Below are 20,965 nucleotides of genomic sequence, written 5' to 3'. Positions count from 1 at the left end.
TCAACACCGAACCCTGCGCCTGCAACACCGCCCGCGGCACAAAATTCTCCGAAGCAATCATCTCGAGCGTGTCACGCTCACGAGCCAGCTCACCCGCCATCGCGGCAGCAACCTCGGGATCGAGCTCACCGAGAGACTGAGAATTGACAGAACGAGTGATGGTAGTGGACCGGTCCACGATGTGTCCTCCGTCGGATGGCAGGAACGGCCGCCACCCTGCGGGCACGCGACAGCGGAATCCGCGACTCGCACACTACGATTCGCCGATCATGCCGGTGTGCGCCCGATCCACGAGGCGACGACCGCCGGACACGGGTGTGTCCGGCACAACGGGCAGGTCTTCGGACTCGCAGGCATCGACCGGTCCCCCGCGCCCACCTACTGACCGTCGCTTCCCGGACCTGCGCGGCCCAGTGCTGTTGACGGCGTTCGTTCCTGCTTACCGCTGCGGGACAGTCCCGGATTCCCACCGGGTTCCCTCTCCACCCCGAAACGCCTACGGCGCGAGATGTCGACGCCGACGACCGAGCGGGGACTCCCGACATCCAGGCCACCGGCGAACCAGCTGCCCCGACAGAATACGACACCCGGATGCGCCGCCGACGCACGGTATGGTCCACCACTGCTCGACGGCTTCGACACCGCGAACCCGGAAAACACGAAAGCCCCGGCCGAAGCCGGGGCTGACGATGGTGCGCGATACTGGGATTGAACCAGTGACCTCTTCCGTGTCAGGGAAGCGCTCTCCCGCTGAGCTAATCGCGCGAGGTGGAGACGGGAATCGAACCCGTGTGCACGGCTTTGCAGGCCGTTGCCTCACCACTCGGCCACTCCACCGCGCAAAGGGGGACGGCGAACATTTATTGCCTGGCCCTACCTCTCGAGCGGATGACGGGATTCGAACCCGCGACCCTCACCTTGGCAAGGTGATGCGCTACCAGCTGCGCTACATCCGCATTTCGCCTCCCGGTGGCGCGTTGTTCGCCTCCGTGGTGCGAGACAGAACATTAGCCGACATTCGCTGCAACCTACAAATCCGCTGGTAGATGGGGTGGAAAACGAATTACACCGAGGTAGTTCGAGGTGCCGCCCGCGCGGGCTGGTGTTCGCCGCCCTCAGCACCTCAAGGTGCTTGCTTTCCCGCGCCGAACGCGTCCACCCATACGCGACGCGGGAGCGCTCCGGCTCCACTCCCCTGGCCCACTGCGGGTAACCGCCCGACTCCTACGACGGTCCGGCCGTGGCGCCTCGGACCGGACCCGAATGCGCGCCGCTGCGGGAGATGTTCGGGCGGCGGGTCTCGGCGTACCGGCAGCCCACAGGAGCCGGGAGTGATCATCCGGGCATCCTGTGAGAGGGGCGATTTGGTGTTCGACCGGACCCCCATGCTAGGGTTCCTACTCGTTCGGACGGCGCCAACGGCGTGGTCCGGATGGCCGTCTATCGGCCTGGATATGGTCCCATAGCTCAGCGGGAGAGCGTCCGCCTCACACGCGGAAGGTCGCTGGTTCGAAACCAGCTGGGACCACCAAAAATCCCCCCGACCTGTAGGTCGGGGGGATTTTTCTCTTCATGACTTCCCGAGTGTGAAATCCGATCTGCTCGGCCTATCGGGCAGGCTGGGCCGAAACGATACAACCGGATAGCCGTGCTCGGGATCGGTCGTGACGTGTGTCCGCACGCGATACACCTGTTCGACCAACTCCGCGGTGATCACCTCGGCGGGACGGCCCACCGCGACGATGCGGCCCTCATCGAGGATCAGCACCCGATCACAGAACATCGCGGCGAGATTGAGGTCGTGCAAGGCGATATAGCTGGTGATCGGAAGGGCCGCGACCAGGGCGAGGATATCGAGCTGGTGGCGGATGTCGAGATGGTTGGTCGGCTCGTCGAGCAGCAGTTCGCGCGGTCGTTGCGCCAGGGCCCGCGCGATCTGCGTGCGTTGGCGCTCACCACCGGACAGTGTGTGCCAGCGGTCGCCCGCCTTCTCGGTCATACCGGTGTGGGCAAGGGCTTCCCGCACCGCCGCGGCGTCGGCCCGGGTGTCGCCGCCGAAGACGCCGCGATGCGGGATACGTCCGAGGGACACGACCTCTTCGACGGTGATGTCGACTTCGGTGTCGGCGTGCTGATCGACCACCGCGACACGTCGGGCGATCCGGTTCCGGCGCAGCGTGGTGAGGTCGATGTCATCGAGCAGCACCCGACCGCTGTCGGGGCGGCCGATACCGCTCAGCAGCCGCAACAGCGACGATTTGCCCGACCCGTTGGGGCCGAGCAGGCCGATGGTCTCGCCCGCCACCGGCTCGACGGTGATGCCGTCGAGGATCAGCTGTCCGCCGCGAGTCCAGCGCAGCGCTTCGGCCCGCAGGGTCATGCCATCGCTCGATTCCGCAGCAGCAGCACGATGAAGGCGGGTACACCGATCAACGCGGTCGCGACCCCGACGGGGATCTCGGTGGGCGCGAACACCGTTCGGGCCACGACATCCACCCACACGGTGAACACGGCGCCCGCGACGACGGCGGTCGGCAGCAGTCGACTGTGCCGTGGACCGACCAGGAAGCGCGCCGCGTGCGGCAGCACCAGCCCGACGAATCCGATCGCACCCGCGGCGCTGACCAGTGCCGCGGTGATCAATGCGGTGACCCCGAGCAGCAACGCCCTGGTTGCCCGCACCGGAATGCCGAGCGCCGCCGCCGACGCGGCACCGAAGGTGAACGCGTCCAATGCGGCGGCCCGGCTGAAGCAGATCACGAGACCGACACCGGTCACCGTCGCGCAGACGGCCACATCGGACCAGTCCGCGCCCGCGAGCGAGCCGAGCAACCAGAACAGCACCCCGCGGGTCTGTTCGGCATCGGCGCTGGAGACCACGATGAACGAGGTGAGGGCGGAGAACAATTGGGTTCCGGCGACACCGGCTAGCACGATCCGCGCGGTGCCACCGCCTGCCGCCGCCGCAAGGACCAGCACCAGCGCGAAGGCGAGCACCGCACCGCCGAACGCACCGGCGGCCAGTGAGATCGACCCAGCGCCGAGCCCGAGCACCGCCACCAGCACCGCGCCGGTCGATGCCCCCGAGGAGATGCCGAGAACGAACGGGTCGGCCAGTGGATTACGCAGGACCGATTGCAGGATCGTGCCGCACAGCGCCAGCCCGGCGCCGCATACCGCGGCCAGCAGGGTCCTCGGCAGCCGCAACTCCCAGACGATGCCGTCCTTGATCCGACTCACATCGGCCTCGCCGAACCCGAGATATTCGCCCACCACCGCATAGACCTCACCGACCGACAGATTCGCCGGGCCGATGGTCAGCGCGATCGCGATCGACACCACCAGCGCCGCGCAGCCCGCGATGAGCCCGAGCGCCAGGACGACGGTGCCGCGCCGCGCGGCGAGCGCGGTCAGCGGACCGGTCCCCACTGCGCCAGCGCCGCGGCGAGTTTCTCCACACCGTCCACCGTGCGCAGCGACGGGTTCAGATCGGCGCCGTTGACCACAACGAAGCGCTTCTCCCGCACCGCCGTCATCTGCGAGGTCACCGGATGCGACTGGAGAAAGGCGATCTTGCTGTCGAGTGCGTCGCCCTCGATGGTCCGCCTGCTCAGATCGGCCAGCACCAGGACCGACGGATCGCGGTCGGCGACGGCTTCCCAGCTCACCTGCGGCCATTCGTCGGTGGTGTCGGCGAAGACATTCTTCGCGCCGACCGCAGTGGTGATGATGCCGGAGGAGCCGCAGCAACCGGCCATATACGGTGTGCGCAGATCGGAGAACCAGAAGGCGATGGTCGTCGCGGCGTGTGTTCCGGCCGCCGCTGTCGCCGCGTCGAGTCGGCGACGCAGTGACGCGATCAGGGCCTCACCGCGGTCCTCGACGTCGAAGATCGCGGCCAGCTGCCGGATCTCGGTGTACACCGAGTCGATCCGCAGTGGTTCGGTGCGCGCTCCGTCGGAGTTGACGCTCACCGCGGATTTGCCGTCGCAGTCGGTCGGGGACAGATAGGTGGGGACGCCGAGTTGTTCGAAGCGGTCGCGGTCGGCGACACCGCCGGGGCCGAGGGTGCCACCGAAGGAGGCCGAGACGAAATCGGGTTCGGCGTCGAGCACCACTTCGAGGGAGGGCTTGTTATCGGCCAGGCGCGGCACCTGCGCATTGGCGTCGGCGAGGTCGGCGCGTACGGGATCGGTCCAGGTCGCGGTGCCGACGAGGCGGTCGGCGAGACCGAGCGAGAGCAGGATTTCCGTCGAGCCCTGATTCAGCGAGACCGCCCGCTGCGGCGGTGCATCGATGGTGATCGAGCGTCCGCAGTTCTCCACCGTGAGCGGGAAACCCTCGGGTGCACCGCCCGCGGCCGCGGGGCCGGAGTCGGAGCCCGCGCAACCGGCGACGGCCAGTGCCGAGGTGAGAACCGAAAGGACACAGAGGTGCCGTAGAGCCAGGCGCATCGCGCGGAACTCCTTCGTCAGGGCTCGACCGCGGAGCCTCGAAAGTGTTGCGACGATCGCCGAGTAATCGGGCTCCGGCCTGGTTCGGCCGTTACCGTTGCGCGTCAGCCCCGGATTTCCACCGGCGTTCCCTCGACTATCGCTGCGCTGATCGTACCGGGCGGTAGGTTGCCGGTGACCGTCCGGCCGAGGCGCGACGGTGTCAGCGCGCCGCGACGAGTCCGGCGGACAGCTTCTCGATGGCGTCGATCTCGCGAATCCCCGGATCGAGTTCGGAGCCGGTCATGACCACATAACGCTTGCCCTGCACCGCCCGCATCCGGCTGGTCGCCGGATTCGACTCGAGAAACGCGATCTTCGTGGCGAGTGCGTCTCCGTCGACGCGCTGGCGGCTCAGGTCGGCGAGCACCAGAACGTCGGGGTCGGCGGCGACGACGGCCTCCCAGTTGATCTCCGGCCAGTCCTCCCGCTGGTCGGCGAAGACATTCCGGGCGCCGACCTCCTCGGCGTACATGCCGGGCGCCGAACAGCAACCGGCCATGAACGGTGTCTTGCTGCCCGAGAACCAGAACGCCACGGTCGGCGCCGGATCGGTGGGCGCGGTCGTCGTGGCCGTGGCGAGCCGCCCCTTCAACTGTTCGATGAGCTGCGCACCGCGCTGCTGCACGTCGAAGATCCGAGCCAGTTCGCTGATCTCCTGGAAGAGGGTGTCGATGGTGAGCGGTTCGGTGCGGGTGACGGTCTCGCCCTCGACGGTCGCCCCGGTGCACACCGCGGGTGATTGATAGGTGGGGATGCCGAGCTGAGCGAAGCGGGACCGTTCCGCGACGACCGCGGGGGTGAAGGTGTGGGCGCTGGCCGAGGTCACGAGATCGGGTTCGGTGGCGAGCACGGTCTCCAGTGACGGATCGTTATCGGCGAGCCGTGGCACTGTCGCATTGTCGGCTGCGAGGGCGGGCAGGACCGGGTCGAACCACGTCGAGGTGCCGACCATGCGATCGGCCAGGCCGAGCGACAGCAGAATCTCGGTCGAGGCCTGATACAGCGAGGCCACCCTGGTGGGCGCCTGGTCGAAGGTGACCTCGACTCCGCAGTTGTCGAGCGTGAACGGATAGCTGGTCGGGCCCGGCTGCGTCGGGGTCGCGTCGGTCCGGGATTCGTCGGTGCCGGCGGAGCTGCCGCAGGCGGCCAGTCCGGCCACGAGGCAGCAGACCGATCCGAACACGGCCAACATCCGTACGGATCGCATGGTCGAGGTCACGGGTGCACGGTATCAACCGGGTCCGCGACGAATCCGCAGATGACGCCTCATGTCCATCCCCGACGGATTGCGCGGCGGTACCCGTCGCCGACGCGCCGTGTCCTGTCCTCCGAAATGATGATCGGGAACCCAGCCTCGAGGCCGATGCGCCGACACCCGGCACAGCCGCAGGATGAACCTCATGCAGATACGAGTCACCGGCATCCTCGGCGTCCTGCTCGTCATCGCCGGAGCGGCTTTGTGGTTGTTTGCCCGAGACACCGAATTCCTCTGGTTCCGCGGCGGGCCACTCGGCATCGTGCTCATCGTGCTCGGACTGATCGACGTGGCGAGCATGTTCGCCACCGACCGGCAGCGGCGCTGATCGCACCGACCCGACTCGTCGGTACCCACCGCTAGGCTGACGCCGACAACCGCGAACCGACCGGACCATCCGGTCCCCGGCAGAGAGTCATATGGGTGGCGACAGAGCGGATTCGGCAGCAGGACAGCGCGGACACCACCGACGATATGGTCGACGATCTGGCCGATCACCTGAGCTTCGACCTCGACGACATCGACGAACGCCTGGCCCGGCTGATCGACGACTACGCCGTCGACCGTCCACGTGGTGCACAGATCCTGCGACTGCGTCTCGGCGTCGGTGACGACCCGCCGGAAACACTCACCAGAATCGGGGCGCGATTCGACTTCGCCCGCGACCGGATCCGACAACTGCACACCCGAGCGGTCGGCGAGCTGATCCGCCAGGCCACACTCACCGGCAACCTGCCCGCGGCCGAATTCGCCCGACGGTATCCGACGACGGCCAAGGATCAGCGGCTGGTGCGGGCGCTGCTCACCGAAACCTACGTCACCGCCACCGATCTCGTCGCCAATGAGCTGTCCTATCTGAAACTGCGTCTGGCCGGGCACGACGCCGCCGACGCCAAACGCATCGCCGGATTCGTCGCCCAGCGGCTCGCGGCCTGGCGGAAGAAGACCAACCACCGTCTGGCGCGCCTGCACGAGGGCGCACCGTTCCCGGTGCGTCACGACCACGCCTGGCTCGACGCGATCGAATGGCCGTCGACCGCCGACTCCCCCGCACCCCTACCGGCCGATTCGGCGCGCACCCTCGACGGCGACGACGACGGACGTGGGCACTTCTACCTCGACAAGGTCGGCCGCGACGTCGGCTTCGACTCCGGCCTCGAAGCTAGACTGCTCGGCGTCCTCAACACCGAGGATCGGATCGCCACCTTCCAGGAACAGCCCGATGCCGTGCTGTACCACCTCGACGGCGAAGAAGGCATCCACTTCCCCACCGCCGCCGCCCGGCTCACCGACGGTCGCATCGTACTGATCGATGTGCAACCGCTCGGCCGCGTCGCCTTCCGCGGCCACCGCGCACGGGCAGCCGCCGCCCGCGCCTACGCGCACGACAACGGCTGGGGCTGGCTGATCTGGACCGGGTCCAGGATCGGTCTCACCGAACTGCGTGCACATCGCGTCGGCGGCGATACGGAGGCCCGCCTGAGCGAACTGGTCGAGCAGGGCGCGGCGACCTGGCCCGCCATCCGACAGCTGTGCGCCGAGACCGGCCTCGACCCGCTGGGCCTGACCGGCCTCGTGGTCGGCAACGACTGGTCCTGGGACCGTGACTCGCTGCGGCTCAGCGCATCACCAGCGCCGCGGTCATGAACGTCACCAACAGCATCATCGCGAAGATGGTGATCAGCTGCCAATGGTTGATGGTCTGATGCAGCCTGCCGATCGCCGCGCGTAACGCCCGGTCGGTGCGCTGCTGGTCGATGAGTTTGCGGTTCACCTCGGCCACCGCATCGGCATGCTTCTGCGCGTAGTTCTCGGTGCGCTCCATCCGATGGGTGAGCTTGGCGATCTGTTTGGTCTTGTCCCGCACCGATTTCCGCGACATGGCCAGGGCCGTGCGCTGATTCACCAGTTCCTGGCGCTGCCTGGCGATCATCATCGCCTGCGTTTTGGTGTGCTGCTCCCAATCGGTCACCGAGGCCCATCCCTTCCTCAACTCGTCGCGGTAACCCCACGCGACTTCGCCATCGATCCACTGACGCAGGAACTCGCGCAATTCGTAGGGCTCCTGGCGCGGGGTCACCACGCCGCCGGGGCCGATCTCCAACACACCCGATACGGTGCGATAGTCGCAGGCGTTGGGTTCGAGGTCCTCGATGCCGAGCGCGGGCAGCTGCGCCACCCAGAATCCGGGCGCGCACAACCACAGCACACCGCTGAATCCGATGGCGCGCAACCGATCCGTATGCGCCTGCGCCAGCTCCTGGGTGAGCGGGCCGGTGCGCACCTCGATGGCGTAGCGGCTGTCACCTTTACGCCAGTAGACGTCGACGGTCACCGAGCCGATGCGGCGGTCTACCACGGCCTCATCGGCGCCGAACGCGAGCATCCGCGCGGCCAGCCAGAACTTGAGGCGCTGCACATCCCACTGCGCGGCCACACACCGCGCGCACCCGCAGCCGTAACCGGCCGGTGACTCACGTGCCTGGCGCGTCTTCCCTGGTCCATCCGATATTCCCAGATCGGCAAGGATTGCCCGGCGCCCGCACGCATTGTCTGTCCGCTGCTTCGTCTGCACGCGACCACCCACCTAACCCATCCCATAGCGACCTGCCCGGCACAGACCGGCACTTTCCAGGGTGCGGCAACCGGCCGGTCCCCGCCACCCTTTCACCGTCAGGCGTTATCCAGATGCGACTCGCCCGCGACTCGCCTGCCGCCACGGTGTGATGTCGACCGCGTCCGCATCGGGTTCGGCGGCCGGGCCACGTTTCAGGATCGAGCGGATCAGCTCCCGCAACCATAGATGGCCGCCGTCGGCGGTATTGCGCGGGTGCCATGCCATGCCGAGGGAGATATCCGGCAGCGGAAGGGGAATGTCGAAGGCGCACAGGCCCAATGGCGGCAGCAGGGTCGCGCTGAGGCGGGCCGGGGCCGGGCAGACCAGCGTGCCCGCGCGGACGGCGAGCAGGGCGGTGATCAGATCGGGGACGGTCGCGACGACGCGGCGGGTGCGTCCGTGCAGGGCCAGCCGGTCGTCGATGGGGCCGCGGGCGCGGCCGACCCGGGAAATGCTCAGATGCGCCGCACCGGCGTAGGCCGCGACGGTGACCCGGTCGGTGATCAGCGGGTGTTCGGGGGCCGCCACGCCGATCCACCGGTCGACCAGGACGTGCTGTACGACGGTCTCGGGGTCGGTGTGGTCGATGACGCCCACCTCCACGTCGGCCCGTCCTTCGCGCAGCGCGGTGGCGCCGTCCGAGGTATCGGGCAGGAAGTGGACGGTGACGCCGGGTGCTTCGGCGCGGACAGCGGTCAGCAGCGGCGCGGCCAGTTCGGCGAGGACACCGTCACCGGCCCGGATCGTGAAGCCTCGTTTGAGCGTCGCGGGATCGAGCGCCGCCCGCGGTGTGAGCAGGGAGCGTCCCTGCTCCACCAGACGGCTCACCTCATGGCGCAGTTCCAGCGCCCGCGGTGTCGGCACCAGATTGCGGCCCGCGCGCACCAGCAGCGGATCACCGAGCACCCGGCGTAGCCGCGCGAGCGTCCGGCTCATCGCGGGTGCGGACGTGTGCAGCCGTTCGGCGGCCAGCGTCACGCTGTTGGTCTCCAGCAACGCGTCCAGCGCCACCAGCAGATTCATATCCAGCGACTCCACCGGCGGATTATCACCACCGCAACGAGTGCTGGGCAAACTTGCCGCTCACGGCAAGCCGAAGCCCACCGGGCGGGGTTCGCTGACGGCTACACAGACTCGCACCGGACGGTTCGGCGATCGCCGCCGACGGACACGCCGCACCGACCGGAACCACCGCGGTGGGCCATGCGTCAGGCGTCGCCCGCGTACACGCCCTCCGCGACGGGCGCGCCGCCGCGCGGGGGTGCGACGGCGGATCGGCGGTTGCCGAGCACCTGATAGGCGGCCGGACGGATCGGGCGCACCCATTGCGCCGCACGGGCGCCTCTGGACAGCTTCACGCCCATATCGGCCATCATGTCGTCGAGGTTCTGGATGGCGAACGGTTCGATGGCGGTGCCGTGCGCGTGTTTGCCGCCGGTGCTCTCGTGCAGCCAGGCCAGCCGACGGTCGGTGTGCTCGGCCATCGCCTCGGCGCTGGGCAGGGTCAGATCACCGGTGAGCAGTGCGGCGGTCCAGTGTGCACCGACCTCGGCGCCGAGCGCGCTGATCAGCGACGAGTTGTATCCGGCGAAGGTCAGATGGGGTACGCCGAGCGGCAGGATATGGCGATACAGCCGGAAGTTGCCGTTGTCGTCGGTGAGCTGGCGTTGGATGTAGGGGGTCAGGAACGGCACCCGCTGCTGGAAACCGGTGGCGCAGACGACGATATCGGCGGCGATCCGCTCACCGTCGGACAGGATCGCGGTCGGCCCGGCGGGTCCGGCGTGCAGTTCGGCGATCGTCGACTCGCGACGGACACTGATCCGCCCCTCGGCGACCTGCTCGTAGAAGCCCTCGGTGGCGACGCTGACCGACTGGTCGGCGATCTCCTCGATCCGGCCCTGCGGCATCAGTCCGAGTTCGCCGAGCCGCAGGCGTTTGGCGGCCAGCGCCTGGACCAGATCCAGGTTGCTCTCCCGGAACGAGCGGCCGGGACCGTGCAGGAAGCGTTCGAAGCGGCCGGGCTCCTGATGCCGGAAGTGGGCCGCACCGGCCCTGGTGAGCATGAGCCGCTCGGCGTCGACGCCTTTGGCCAGGGTGCGTGGCAGCTTCCAGGTCAACCGGCGCGCCACCACCGTGGTCGAGGCCGCGACCTGGCTGACGGCCTCGGCCAGATCGCAGGCCGAGCGGCCGTAGCCGACGATGACGACGTTCTGATCGCGCACGGCCTCCACGTCGACGAACTGCGACGCATGCCCGAGCGCACCACCCCCGGCCTGATAGGCGTCCTCACCACGGAAGTACGGCATCGCGGGCTCACTGGACACGCCGTTGGCGACCACGAGGTGATCGCAGGAGGTGCGGTGGATGCCGTCGCCGTCGCGAATCTCCAGCAACCAGCCACCGTCGACCGGATCGGCCGCCACGACCTCGGTACGCAACCGCAGCGCGTTCTCGAAGCCGAACCGGTGCACATATCCGGCCAGATACTCCTGCATCTGCTGCCCGTCGGGCACGCGCGGCCATTCGGCGGGCATGGGATGGTCGGAGAAGTGGTAGGTGTGCTTGCTCGTTTGCGCACGCAGACCCGGGTATCGCCTGGTGGCACTCCACACCCCGCCGACGTCGGGGGCGCGGTCGAACACCTCGACCGAAAAGCCCGCCCGACTCAGCACTTTCGCGCAGGCCAAACCTGCGATACCCGCACCGACGATTCCGATACGGTTCCCGCTCCTCATGGGCAGGAGACTACGTCGCCACGGCCCGCCAGCAAAGCGGAGCCCCGGTCAGGGGGTCGGCACGGCCCATGCATGGGGACTGGAATCGACCCCTGTTCGTGTTTACTGGACATATGAGCAACACCCCAGTCACCGTCGATCGGGCCGGGTTGTGGGACGCCGAGGCGCTCAGCGATGTCGCCGCGGCGACCTTCCCACTCGCGTGTCCGCCCGACGCGACCGCCGACGATATCGAGATCTTCATCGCCGAGGTGCTGTCCGGGGAGCGGTTCGGCGAATATCTGTCCGATCCGGCGCGCACGGTACTCAAGGCAGTGTCGGGCGGTGAAATCGTCGGCTATGCGATGTTGTTCGGCGGCGAGCCGAGCGATCCCGAGGTCGCGGCGGCGGTGGGTCTGCATCCGGTCGTCGAGATCAGCAAGATGTATGTCCTGCCCGGCCATCACGGGACCGGGGTGTCCACCGCCTTGATGCGGGCCGCGCTCGACCGCGCCCGCGAGGACGGCTATCCGGGTATCTGGCTCGGGGTCAATCAGGAAAACCTCCGCGCGCAGCGCTTCTACGCCAAGTACGGCTTCGAACGAGTCGGCACCAAAACCTTCACCGTCGGCAACCAGGTGCACCACGATTACGTGCTGCGGCTGGTGTTCTGACCGGCCGACGATCAGGCCAGCAGGCGCGCCTTCAGCGTGGCGATCTCGGGATCGGTGAGACCGAGGCCGGTGCGGACGTAGTTGTCGAAGCTGCCGTACTCGGCGATGGCCTGATCGAAGGCCGCATCGAGCCAGGACGCTTCGACACCGTTGAGCAGATCGCCCGGTGCGGCGCCACGGTACTCGTTGGACAGCAGATAGTCCTCGGTCACGGTGGCGCGGTCGACGCCGAGGATGGTCAACAGCACCGCCGCCGCCCAGCCGGTGCGATCCTTGCCCGCCGTGCAGTGGAACAGCACGGCGCCACCGTCGTCGGCCTCGGCGTTGGCGATCACATCGCGCACCACCGAGGCGAAGGCGGCATCGGCGCCCGGCGCGGTGATGAAGGCGCGGTACATATCGCCGCCACCGGCCAGACTGGACACCAGCTCCGGTAGCGGCGCACCGCCGATCACGTCGTACCAGTTCGCCCGCGCACCGGCCGGAATCCGGTCGGGGGCGAGTGCGCGCTCGTAGACGGTGCGCAGATCGTCGACGTCACGAACGTTGCGTCTGGTCAGTTCGGCCAGGTCCGCGGGGGTGAGGCGATCGAGCTGGTCGGTGCGGAACACCAGACCGGTGCGCACCGTCCGGCCGTCGATAGTGCGGTAGCCGCCGAGATCGCGCGCGTTGCGGGCGCCCTCCAAATGCAGGGAGCGGTCGACGGCCACGGTGTTGGACGTGGCAGGCGGATCGGCGGGCGCGATACCGGCCGCCGGACCGAACGCGATGGCCGCGCCCGCGACCAGCGCGATCGGGATACGCAGCCCGTGACCGACCATGGTGGAACGGTTGACCATGGCGAAGCTCCCCTCATCGGCTCGTGGTGCCCGGCGACCAGGCGCGGCACCCACGGCAATTCCCGCTCAGCAAACCAAGCCGGATACCGCGCGGTCAACCCGTTTCGGCGAGTCGCCGCCCGGCTCAGGCAGTCACTTCGAACCGCGACAGCGCCAGCAGCCGGGAGATGGCACGCAGATACTTCTTGCGGTAGCCACCATCGAGCATCTCCTGGGAGAAGATCTCGTCCAGTTTCGCGCCGGATACGGTGACGGGCACGCTGGCGTCGTAGAGGCGGTCGGCCAGTACCACGATCCGCAGCGCCACGGCCTGATCGGTCACCGGGTGCACGTTCTCGATGTAGACCGCGGGCACGCCGGAGATCAGCGCGCCGTACTTGGACGGGTGCAGGGTGCTCAGGTGTTTCAGCAGCTGGTCGTAATCGTCCAGCGTCGATCCGGGGGTGGCGGCGGCGCGTTCGGCGAGTTCCTCCCGCGAGGTGGGTTCTGGTGCGGGCGGCAGATCGCGGTGCCGGTAGTCGGGGCCGTCCACGCGTACAGCCTGGAAGATCGCGCCGAGTTTCTTGATCTCGCGCATGAAGTCCTGTGCGGCGAACCGGCCCTCGCCGAGCTGCCCGGGCAGGGTGTTGGAGGTCGCGGCGATGGATACGCCGCTGGCCGACAATTCGGTCAGCAGGCGCGAGACCAGCATGGTGTCGCCCGGATCGTCGAGTTCGAATTCGTCGATGCACAGCACGCTGTTGGCGCTGAGCCGCTCTACGGCATTGGTGAATCCGAGCGCACCGACCAGGTTGGTGAGTTCGCCGAACGTGCCGAACGATTTCGGCGCGGGCGCACTGTGGAAGATCGAGGCGAGCAGATGGGTCTTGCCGACGCCGAATCCGCCGTCGAGGTAGAGCCCGGCCCCGTCGACCTGCTTCTTCTTACCGAACAGGCTCTTCTTCGAGGCGGCCTTGTGGATCTTGGCGACCTGCCCGGAGAATTCCTCGGCCTTGTGCACTGCGGCGGCCTGGCTCGGTTCGTTCGGATCCGGGATGTAGGAGGCGAAGCTGACCTCGTCGAACATGGGTGGGGGGACCATCTGGGCGACGAGTTGATCCGCCGGGACCTCAGGATGGCGATCGACGAGGCGTTCTTGCATGGGCGAAGCCTAATGACGTGGTGTGATCTGTGTTCATGCAGCGTATCCACAATGCGATCCAGCTCACAGGACTCACCGACGACGAACTCGCCCGGCTCTACGGCTATCCCGGCGAACTCGACCGGCCATGGGTGCGAGTCAATTTCGTCTCCAGTATCGATGGCGCCGCCACCAGCGGCGGGGTGTCGGGTGGATTGGGCACCGACGCCGACCACCGGATCTTCGCGCTGCTGCGCGAACTGGCCGATGTCGTGCTGATCGGGGCGGGCACCGCACGTGCGGAGAACTACGGTCCCGCCAGCACCGATCCCGCGCTCCGCCGGCGTCTGCACGATCTCGGGCTCGGTGGGCACCCCGACGGCGCGCCCCCGCCCATCGCGGTGGTGACCGCCAGCGCCGCCCTCGACGCGGCCGGGCGGCTGTTCACCGGCGGCGACCAGGCGACTCCCGGCACGTCCGGTGAGGCAACCACCGAGACCTCGGACGACCAGACCGGTCCCGGCGGTGACCGGGCGCCGAACCCGCGTACCAGCGCGCCGCTGATCATCACGACCGCCGCGGCCCCGGCCGACCGCAAACAGCAGCTCGCCGACGCGGGCGCGGAGGTGATCGAGGCGGGCGATGTCGCGGTGTCCCCGCAGGACATACTCGGTGCGCTGGCCGACCGCGGGTTGCGGCGGGTGTTGTGCGAGGGCGGACCCCATCTGTTCGGCGACCTGCTGGCGGCGGGCTGTGTCGACGAACTGTGCCTGACCACTTCGCCGGTGCTGATCGGCGGCACCGCGCGACGAATCTCGCTGTCACGCGAGGAGTTCCACACCGCGATGACACCGGCCCATATCCTGCTCGACGACGATGCCACGATGCTCATCCGGTGGGTGCGCAGCCGAGGGCCTGTGTGAAACACGGCACGAGACCTGGCAGGGTGTAACGCATGCGCTGGACTCGGGCCGTGGTGCTGGCCTCGACACTTTCGATCATGATCGCCGGATGCGGGGCCGGACCCTCGGATCGCCCCGGCGTGGCCATCGAACGTCCGCCGGTCGCGGGCGAGGCCACCACTTCGGCCGCGGACGCGCCGCCGCCCGAGGCGGAGGTGCCCAAGACGGATCTGAACTGGCGCGAATGCACCACACCGACCCTCGATCTGCTCGGTCTCGGACCGGCGCCGGAGGGCCTGCTGCTCGAATGCGCCGAGTATTCGACCCCCATCGACGCCTCGGGCGCCATCCTCGGTTCCTTCCGCAACGGCGCCATCCGGGCCCGCCTGCCGCAGACCCCCGCCGACGCGGCGCCGCTGGTGCTCACCTCCGGGGTGGACCGCTCGTCCACCGCGACCCTGGCCGGGCTCGCGGTCGGGCCCGCGAACGCGATCCTGGCGCAGCGCCCGATCGTCGCGGTGGATCGACGCGGTATCGGCAGTTCACAGCCGATCGACTGCCTGCCGCCCGAGATCCGCACCGAGATGCACGACAACGCGCAGTTCGCGCCCGGCGGCGACCAGATCGCCACGATGGCCGAGCTGAGCCAGGACGCCACCATCGCCTGCCGCGATTTCCTCCAGCCCTACGACGGGACCTTCGACGCCGCGCACGCCGCTGACGATATCGAGCAGCTGCGCAAACAATGGCAGGTCGAGCGCATTTCGCTGCTCGGCGCCGGCAACGGTGCGCTGGTCGCCATGGCCTATGCCCGCAAGTTCGGTGATCACCTGGCCCGGCTGGTGCTCGATTCACCGCATGCGGTGGGCGTCGACGCGGTGACCAGGAGCGAACAGCAGGTGCAGGGCGCCGAAGCGGCACTGACCGCATTCGCGCAGCGCTGTGTCGGGATGGGTTGTTCACTGGGGCCGGACCCGCGGGCAACGGTCACCGGACTCGTCGGCAAGGCCGCCGCCGGGGATCTCGGCGACATCTCGGCAAACGCCGTACTCACCGCGATCACCGGTTTCCTCGGCAGCCCGCGCAGTGATCAGGCCAGCCGGGTCGCCGAACTCGCCGACGCGCTGTCGGCGGCCGACGGCGGCGATCCGGCAGCGCTGCGGACCCTGATCCAGCGCGAGACCTCGGCCACCGCCGATGACGGCCAGTTCGTCAACGGCTGCACCGACTCCCAGCAGCCGCCCACCGCGGGCAAGGCCGCCGAGCTGTCGCAGGACTGGGGCGGCAAGTACCCGGTGTTCGGCCGTGCCGCGGCGATATCGCTGCTGAGCTGCTCGGCCTGGCCGGTGCTCACCCCGCCCGCGTCGCCGGAAAAGCTCGAGCTGCCGGTTCTGGTGCTGGCCGGGGTCGCCGATCCGGTCAGTGGTAGCGGACAGGCATCGGTCACCGGCGCGCTCGGGCGTGCGGGCGCCCGCAATGCCACGCTCACCTGGCAGGGGTACGGACATCCGGTGTCGAATCACTCCGGGTGCGCCCAGCGGGCCGTGGTCGAGTATCTGAAGGACGCGAAACTGCCCGCCGACGGTACCGCCTGCCCGGCCTGATCGAGGGGTCGGGCCCGCCGTCCGTGGCGTTGCCGGACACCGCGTTCTGGGCGCGCCGAGGCGGGTCCGGGCAACCATCTGGGCACGATCCGGTGTACCGTGCCCCAGTGTTCCTTCGACAGCTCGAGCCCCGGACAGCTCGCACCACCGCCGAGGTGATCAAGTTCGCACTGTGGCCCCTCGCGGTCATGACGGTGCTGAACCGGGTCCTCATCAAGGCTGTCAATGGTTTCGTCACAGACGATTATCGGCCCGTCTATCAGGCCTCACTCGATTTCCTCAACGGGCGCGCGGTCTACACGGCCAACTTCGATTCGGTCGACCCGCACTATCTGTACCCGCCCAGCGGCACCCTGCTGATCGCGCCGATCGCCATCATCGATTACGAGAAGTCGCGCTGGCTGTTCATCCTGCTGAACGCCGTCGCCATCCTGATCGCCTGGTATCTGCTGCTTCGGCTGTTCAACTACACGCTCAAATCCGTGGCCGCGCCCGCCCTGCTGCTGGCGATGTTCATGTCCGAGACCGTGGTCAACACGCTGGTCTTCACCAATGTCAACGGGTGCCTGCTGCTGGCGGAGCTGCTGTTCATCATGCTGCTGCTACGACGGCGGGATCTGTGGGCCGGAGCGATACTCGGCCTGACGATCGCGGTCAAACCGACACTCGCCCCCTTACTACTAATAGCGGCGGCGCGCGGACAGTGGAAGGTGTTCATCACCGCGCTCGGTGTCCCCGCCGTACTCAACGCGCTGGCCTGGCCGTTGATGAAGGACCCCGAGGCATTCCTGTCCCGGACCGGGCCCTACATCCTGGAGACCCGCGACTACTTCAACAGCGCGATCTCCGGCAACGCCGAATACTTCGGCCTGCCGCCGTGGCTGACCTGGACCATGCGGCTGGCCATGGGTGTGGTCGTGGCGCTGACGCTGTGGCTGCTCTACCGCTACTACCGCGAGGACGAACTGTTCTTCGTGTGCACTTCCTCGGGTGTGCTGCTGATCGCCTCGTGGTTGCTGTCGTCGCTGGGCCAGATGTACTACTCGATGCTGATCTTCCCGTTCCTCATGACGGTGGTGCTGCGCAATTCCGTGCTCCGCAACTGGCCCGCCTGGCTGGCGATCTTCGGCTTCCTGAGTTACGACAAATGGCTGTCGGATCGCTGGCAGAGCCTCGGACGCAATATCGAATACCTGCGCATCACCTTCGGCTGGGGTCTGTTGCTGCTGGTGGCGTTCTGTGTGCTCGGTGATCGTTATCTGGCCGCGCGACGGGAAGGCAGGCTGCGCTTCGGTATCGATCCGGCGTGGATGGCCACGGCGCCGGACCCGCGTGGACCCGCCGAGCCGGTGAAGGTGCCCGCCGCGGCCTCCGACGATGCGGCGGCGGCGTCATCGGACCAGGTCAGCGCGCAACCGCGCAATTCATCGGCGACGGCGGAGGACAAGCGCATTACCGTGGAGTGATGAGCTCCGAATCGGATACCGCCGACCCCGCCCCGCGGATCCAGCTGACGCCGCAGCAGTGGCGGTCGAAGCTGAGCCCTGAAGAGTTCGCGGTGCTGCGGGAAGCCGCCACCGAACGACCCTTCGTCGGCGAATACACCGACACCAAGACCGAAGGCGTGTACGCCTGTCGTGCGTGTGGCGCCGAACTGTTCCGCAGTACGGAAAAGTTCGACTCGCACTGCGGCTGGCCGTCGTTCTTCGATCCGGCCGACTCCGACGCAGTGGTCCTGCGAGCCGATGATTCGCTCGGTATGCGCCGGGTCGAGGTGCTGTGCGCGAACTGCCACAGCCACCTCGGGCACGTCTTCGAGGGCGAGGGCTATCAGACACCCACCGACAAGCGTTACTGCATCAATTCCATCGCGCTGCGGCTGCACCCCTCGGACACCGCAACGCCTCAGTAACCCGACGCGCCGTGCGCAAACGGTACGCAACCATAGGTGCGGGCGCATGCCCCGAAAACTCGGGGCATGCGCGGGCACGCGCTCAGGGCAGCGCGGTGATCAACTGCTCCACCTCGACCCGCGGCCCGGTGAAGAACGGCACTTCCTCGCGCACGTGCAGACGAGCCTCGGTGGCGCGCAGATCGCGCATCAGGTCGACGATGCGGTGCAGTTCGGGGGCCTCGAAGGCGAGGATCCACTCATAGTCGCCGAGGGCGAACGAGCTGACCGTATTGGCCCGCACATCCGGATAGCCACGCGCCTGCTTACCGTGATCGGCCAGCATCTTGCGGCGCTCGTCGTCGGGCAGCAGATACCACTCGTAGGACCGCACGAACGGGTAGACGCAGATGTAGTTGCCCGGATCCTCACCGGCAAGGAACGCCGGGATGTGGCTCTTGTTGAATTCGGCGGGGCGGTGGATGGCCACATTGCTCCACACCGGGGCGCTGGCCTTGCCGAGCGCGGTGGTGCGCCGGAAGTCGGCGTACACGGCTTGCAGGTCCTCGACCCGTTCGGCGTGGGTCCACAGCATGAAATCGGCGTCGGCACGCAGGCCCGCCACATCGTAGATGCCGCGCAGCACCACCTCGCGGTCGGCGAGACCGTCGAAGAAGGCGCGGGCCTCCTTGATCGCCGCTTCCCGATCGTCACCCAGCGCACCGGGTTGCACCTGGAACACCGAGAACATCAGATACCGAATGGTCGAATTGAGAGCCTGGTAGTCGAGTCGCGCCATACCCCTATCGTGCCACCCGGCAATCGGCGCGCCGCCGTCATCCCCGCCACATCCGCCGATGACGCGCCGGTGGCGAATCGGCGGACAGTCGCGCGCGTCGACCGCCGCACTCAGCAGTCCCGCGCCGGAAGCGCACGACCGCGTCCGGCGCGACCACCGCTCCGGAACGACGCGCTGACGCCCGCAGACAGGCACCCGAACCACTGACAGAGCCGCCTGCCGATGACGGGTCGGCGCTGCGGCGCTCGGAGGGACAAGAGATCAGGGGGATCCGCGGTGTCGCACCAGCGCATCACTCACCCTCGACCGCGCCCGCGAACTCCTCGTCGACGCCATCCGCCTCGAACTCGACCACACCCCTGGCTGATCCCCGGCCAACGCGTGACACTCCCCGTCGCGCGACCCCACTGGAACTCCGCACCGACTCCCGCTGGACACGAGCTGTTCGACCGGGCACGCCTGCGGCCAGCGCTGAGGCACCGGGGCATCGACGTCGCTTACCCCTCCGCGACCGACGAAACGTTCCATCGCGGCCGCAGGTGCATGTCGACCGGTCGGATCAGGTGAGTCCGGTCGCAATCCGGTGGGCGGCAGTGGTTGCGGAGGCCACGCAGGCGGGGACGCCCACACCGTGCAGGTAGGCGCCGGTGATCGCGAGAGTGTCGAATTCGGCTGTAGCGGATTCGATATCGGCGATGCGGGTGGTGTGGCCGGGGGCGTACTGGGCGAGGGCGCCGGGCCAGCGTTGGACGGTGGCCGAGAGGGGGGAAATGGGCACTCCGGTGACGGTGGCCAGGTCGGCGACGGCGGCGGCGACGAGTTCACCGTCCGGCCAGGCCAGCACGGCGTCGTCACCGAATTTGCCGAACGAGGCACGAACCAGGGCGATCTCGCGTTCGGCCAGATGCGGCCATTTGCGGCTGGACAGAGTGAAGGCCTTGGCGCTCAACGGTTCTCCGGTGGCGATCAGGATGCCGGAGTTCTGCGGTAGTGGTGTTTCCCGCGGCAGAGCGAGCGCGACCACGGCCGAGGAGGACAGCTCGATCTCGGCGAGAAGGGCGGCCGCGGCGGGCGCCTGCTCATCGAGCAGGCGGGCCGTCACCGGTGCGGGGGTGGCGAGGATGACGGCATCCACTTCGCCCAGTGGCTCGAGCCGCCAACCCGCCGCCGTCCTGGCCAGTCCGGTCGCTTCGCCGGTCACGAATGTCGCGCCGGAGCGGTGTGCGAGCGCTTCCAGCAGGACCCGGTAGCCGTCGCGGATACCGCCGAAAACGGGTGCGTCGGACGGCGGCGGCAGGGCCGCGCCGACGGCGGCGGTGAGGTTGGGCGCGCCGCCGTCCAGGGCAGCAGCCAACCCGGGTAGGGCCGCGCGCACCCCGATGGATCGGGAGCTGCCCGCGTACACCCCGCCCAGCAGCGGATCGACGCTGCGGTCGGCGACCTCGACGCCGAACCGGTCGGCGACCAGGCTGTACACGTCGGTATCCGAACCCGGAAGCCAGGTGAACGGCTGCTCGGGTTCGGTGGCGACGCGCGCGAGCGCCGCCGCCGAGACCAGCCCGCGCAGAGTGTCGGCATCGGACGGGATTCCCATCAGCGTCCGGGCGGGCATCGCATGTGTCCGCCCCTCGGACCAGATCAGCGGGCGCAACCCCGCGGGCCGCACCAGCTGATCATCGAGCCCGAGTTCCGACAGCAGTTCGATGACCTCCGGCCGCCGCCCGACGAACGCCTCCGCCCCCAGATCGACCGGGTCCCCATTGATCTCGCCCGTGTAGAGAATGCCGCCCAGCCGCTCCCCCCGCTCGACCACCACGATCTCCGCCTCCGGCCCGAGCAGCCCCCGCAACCGATACGCCGAAACCAGCCCGCTGATACCACCGCCGACGACCGCGATTCTCATGCCCCGACCGTAATCCCCTGCCACCACGCGTTGTCTCGGCGGTCGGCCAAACAGCTGGTCATCGCGATGGCAGCGCGGCGAGAGTCACAGTTCCACCGACACCGCGACCAGCTGGGCTCGGTGGACCTATCCGGGCACGGACGGATTG

The 20,965-nt window shown here is 68.3% G+C and carries 18 protein-coding genes, 4 tRNA genes, 1 pseudogene and 1 riboswitch; of the genes and pseudogenes, 8 read left to right on the top strand and 15 right to left on the bottom strand.

Annotated features, from left to right (window positions below):
* The 4 genes and pseudogenes from QH168_RS04625 to QH168_RS04610 form a co-directional block, all read right to left on the bottom strand.
* Positions 1-160: pseudogene (locus QH168_RS04625) on the bottom strand (serine hydroxymethyltransferase); the annotation flags it as partial.
* A 155-nt stretch (positions 161-315) separates the two neighbouring features.
* Positions 316-515: riboswitch (cobalamin riboswitch) on the bottom strand.
* Positions 516-690: 175 nt separating this feature from the next.
* Positions 691-765 (bottom strand) — tRNA-Val (locus QH168_RS04620).
* 1 nt (position 766) lies between these two features.
* Positions 767-837, bottom strand: a tRNA-Cys gene (locus QH168_RS04615).
* Positions 838-883: 46 nt separating this feature from the next.
* Positions 884-956 (bottom strand) — tRNA-Gly (locus QH168_RS04610).
* 500 nt (positions 957-1,456) lie between these two features.
* On the opposite strand from QH168_RS04610, the gene QH168_RS04605 reads away from it, so the two are divergent.
* A tRNA-Val gene (locus QH168_RS04605) sits at positions 1,457-1,531 on the top strand.
* A 39-nt stretch (positions 1,532-1,570) separates the two neighbouring features.
* On the opposite strand, the gene QH168_RS04600 is transcribed toward QH168_RS04605, so the two are convergent.
* The 4 genes from QH168_RS04600 to QH168_RS04585 all read right to left on the bottom strand — a co-directional run bounded on the left by QH168_RS04600 (position 1,571) and on the right by QH168_RS04585 (position 5,688).
* Positions 1,571-2,380, bottom strand: a complete 810-nt coding sequence (locus QH168_RS04600; protein ID WP_280233142.1) for an ABC transporter ATP-binding protein — start codon at positions 2,378-2,380, stop codon at positions 1,571-1,573.
* Positions 2,377-3,378, bottom strand: a complete 1,002-nt coding sequence (locus QH168_RS04595) for a FecCD family ABC transporter permease (protein WP_280233155.1) — start codon at positions 3,376-3,378, stop codon at positions 2,377-2,379. Before QH168_RS04595 ends, QH168_RS04600 begins: the two co-directional genes overlap by 4 nt.
* Before the next feature lie 32 nt (positions 3,379-3,410).
* Entirely contained in the window at positions 3,411-4,454 is a 1,044-nt protein-coding gene (locus QH168_RS04590) for an ABC transporter substrate-binding protein (RefSeq protein ID WP_280233141.1), read from the bottom strand.
* Between the two features lie 202 nt (positions 4,455-4,656).
* The gene (locus QH168_RS04585) at positions 4,657-5,688 is read right to left on the bottom strand and encodes an ABC transporter substrate-binding protein (protein ID WP_432421032.1); all 1,032 of its coding nucleotides are present in this window, start codon (positions 5,686-5,688) and stop codon (positions 4,657-4,659) included.
* A 208-nt stretch (positions 5,689-5,896) separates the two neighbouring features.
* Here QH168_RS04585 and QH168_RS04580 point away from each other — a divergent pair, with 208 nt between their 5' ends.
* Both QH168_RS04580 and QH168_RS04575 read left to right on the top strand, forming a co-directional pair.
* A complete protein-coding gene (locus QH168_RS04580; protein ID WP_280233139.1) occupies positions 5,897-6,079 on the top strand; it encodes a hypothetical protein in 183 nt (60 codons plus the stop codon).
* A gap of 95 nt (positions 6,080-6,174) precedes the next feature.
* Positions 6,175-7,398 (top strand): sigma factor-like helix-turn-helix DNA-binding protein, encoded by a 1,224-nt coding sequence (locus QH168_RS04575; RefSeq protein ID WP_280233138.1) that lies wholly within the window; start codon positions 6,175-6,177, stop codon positions 7,396-7,398.
* Here the strand turns inward: QH168_RS04575 and QH168_RS04570 are convergent.
* The 3 genes from QH168_RS04570 to QH168_RS04560 all read right to left on the bottom strand — a co-directional run bounded on the left by QH168_RS04570 (position 7,370) and on the right by QH168_RS04560 (position 11,106).
* The gene (locus QH168_RS04570; RefSeq protein WP_280233137.1) at positions 7,370-8,188 is read right to left on the bottom strand and encodes a DUF4239 domain-containing protein; all 819 of its coding nucleotides are present in this window, start codon (positions 8,186-8,188) and stop codon (positions 7,370-7,372) included. The genes QH168_RS04575 and QH168_RS04570 overlap by 29 nt on opposite strands.
* A gap of 243 nt (positions 8,189-8,431) precedes the next feature.
* Positions 8,432-9,406 carry a LysR family transcriptional regulator gene (locus tag QH168_RS04565; RefSeq protein WP_280233136.1) on the bottom strand — a complete coding sequence of 325 codons (975 nt, stop codon included), beginning with the start codon at positions 9,404-9,406 and terminating at the stop codon, positions 8,432-8,434.
* A gap of 170 nt (positions 9,407-9,576) precedes the next feature.
* Positions 9,577-11,106: a flavin-containing monooxygenase gene (locus tag QH168_RS04560; protein ID WP_280233135.1), complete on the bottom strand. Its 1,530-nt coding sequence runs from the start codon at positions 11,104-11,106 to the stop codon at positions 9,577-9,579.
* Between the two features lie 113 nt (positions 11,107-11,219).
* Here QH168_RS04560 and QH168_RS04555 point away from each other — a divergent pair, with 113 nt between their 5' ends.
* A complete protein-coding gene (locus QH168_RS04555) occupies positions 11,220-11,759 on the top strand; it encodes a GNAT family N-acetyltransferase (protein WP_280233134.1) in 540 nt (179 codons plus the stop codon).
* 11 nt (positions 11,760-11,770) lie between these two features.
* On the opposite strand, the gene QH168_RS04550 is transcribed toward QH168_RS04555, so the two are convergent.
* The gene (locus tag QH168_RS04550; RefSeq protein WP_280233133.1) at positions 11,771-12,598 is read right to left on the bottom strand and encodes a tyrosine-protein phosphatase; all 828 of its coding nucleotides are present in this window, start codon (positions 12,596-12,598) and stop codon (positions 11,771-11,773) included.
* Positions 12,599-12,722: 124 nt separating this feature from the next.
* Positions 12,723-13,739, bottom strand: coding sequence for a cell division protein ZapE (gene zapE, locus QH168_RS04545; protein WP_280233132.1), 1,017 nt, complete (start codon positions 13,737-13,739; stop codon positions 12,723-12,725).
* 35 nt (positions 13,740-13,774) lie between these two features.
* On the opposite strand from zapE, the gene QH168_RS04540 reads away from it, so the two are divergent.
* The 4 genes from QH168_RS04540 (at position 13,775) to msrB (ending at position 18,136) form a co-directional block, all read left to right on the top strand.
* Positions 13,775-14,641 (top strand): pyrimidine reductase family protein, encoded by an 867-nt coding sequence (locus QH168_RS04540; protein ID WP_280233154.1) that lies wholly within the window; start codon positions 13,775-13,777, stop codon positions 14,639-14,641.
* 32 nt (positions 14,642-14,673) lie between these two features.
* Positions 14,674-16,224 (top strand): alpha/beta hydrolase, encoded by a 1,551-nt coding sequence (locus QH168_RS04535; RefSeq protein WP_280233131.1) that lies wholly within the window; start codon positions 14,674-14,676, stop codon positions 16,222-16,224.
* Between the two features lie 107 nt (positions 16,225-16,331).
* Positions 16,332-17,690: a glycosyltransferase family 87 protein gene (locus QH168_RS04530; RefSeq protein ID WP_280233130.1), complete on the top strand. Its 1,359-nt coding sequence runs from the start codon at positions 16,332-16,334 to the stop codon at positions 17,688-17,690.
* Positions 17,690-18,136 carry a peptide-methionine (R)-S-oxide reductase MsrB gene (msrB, locus tag QH168_RS04525; protein ID WP_280233128.1) on the top strand — a complete coding sequence of 149 codons (447 nt, stop codon included), beginning with the start codon at positions 17,690-17,692 and terminating at the stop codon, positions 18,134-18,136. The genes QH168_RS04530 and msrB overlap by 1 nt, the downstream gene beginning before the upstream one ends.
* A gap of 82 nt (positions 18,137-18,218) precedes the next feature.
* On the opposite strand, the gene hemQ is transcribed toward msrB, so the two are convergent.
* Both hemQ and QH168_RS04515 read right to left on the bottom strand, forming a co-directional pair.
* On the bottom strand, positions 18,219-18,914 hold the full coding sequence (hemQ, locus tag QH168_RS04520) for a hydrogen peroxide-dependent heme synthase (RefSeq protein ID WP_280233127.1): 696 nt from the start codon (positions 18,912-18,914) through the stop codon (positions 18,219-18,221).
* Positions 18,915-19,473: 559 nt separating this feature from the next.
* Complete coding sequence (locus QH168_RS04515; RefSeq protein WP_280233126.1) at positions 19,474-20,817, bottom strand: protoporphyrinogen oxidase; 1,344 nt, start codon at positions 20,815-20,817, stop codon at positions 19,474-19,476.
* Between the last annotated feature and the right edge of the window lie 148 nt (positions 20,818-20,965).

It is taken from the genome of Nocardia cyriacigeorgica, from assembly GCF_029868385.1.
Taxonomy (GTDB): domain Bacteria; phylum Actinomycetota; class Actinomycetes; order Mycobacteriales; family Mycobacteriaceae; genus Nocardia; species Nocardia cyriacigeorgica_F.
Note: the sequence above shows the minus strand (reverse complement) of the source record. Positions and strands in the feature narration are given on the sequence as shown.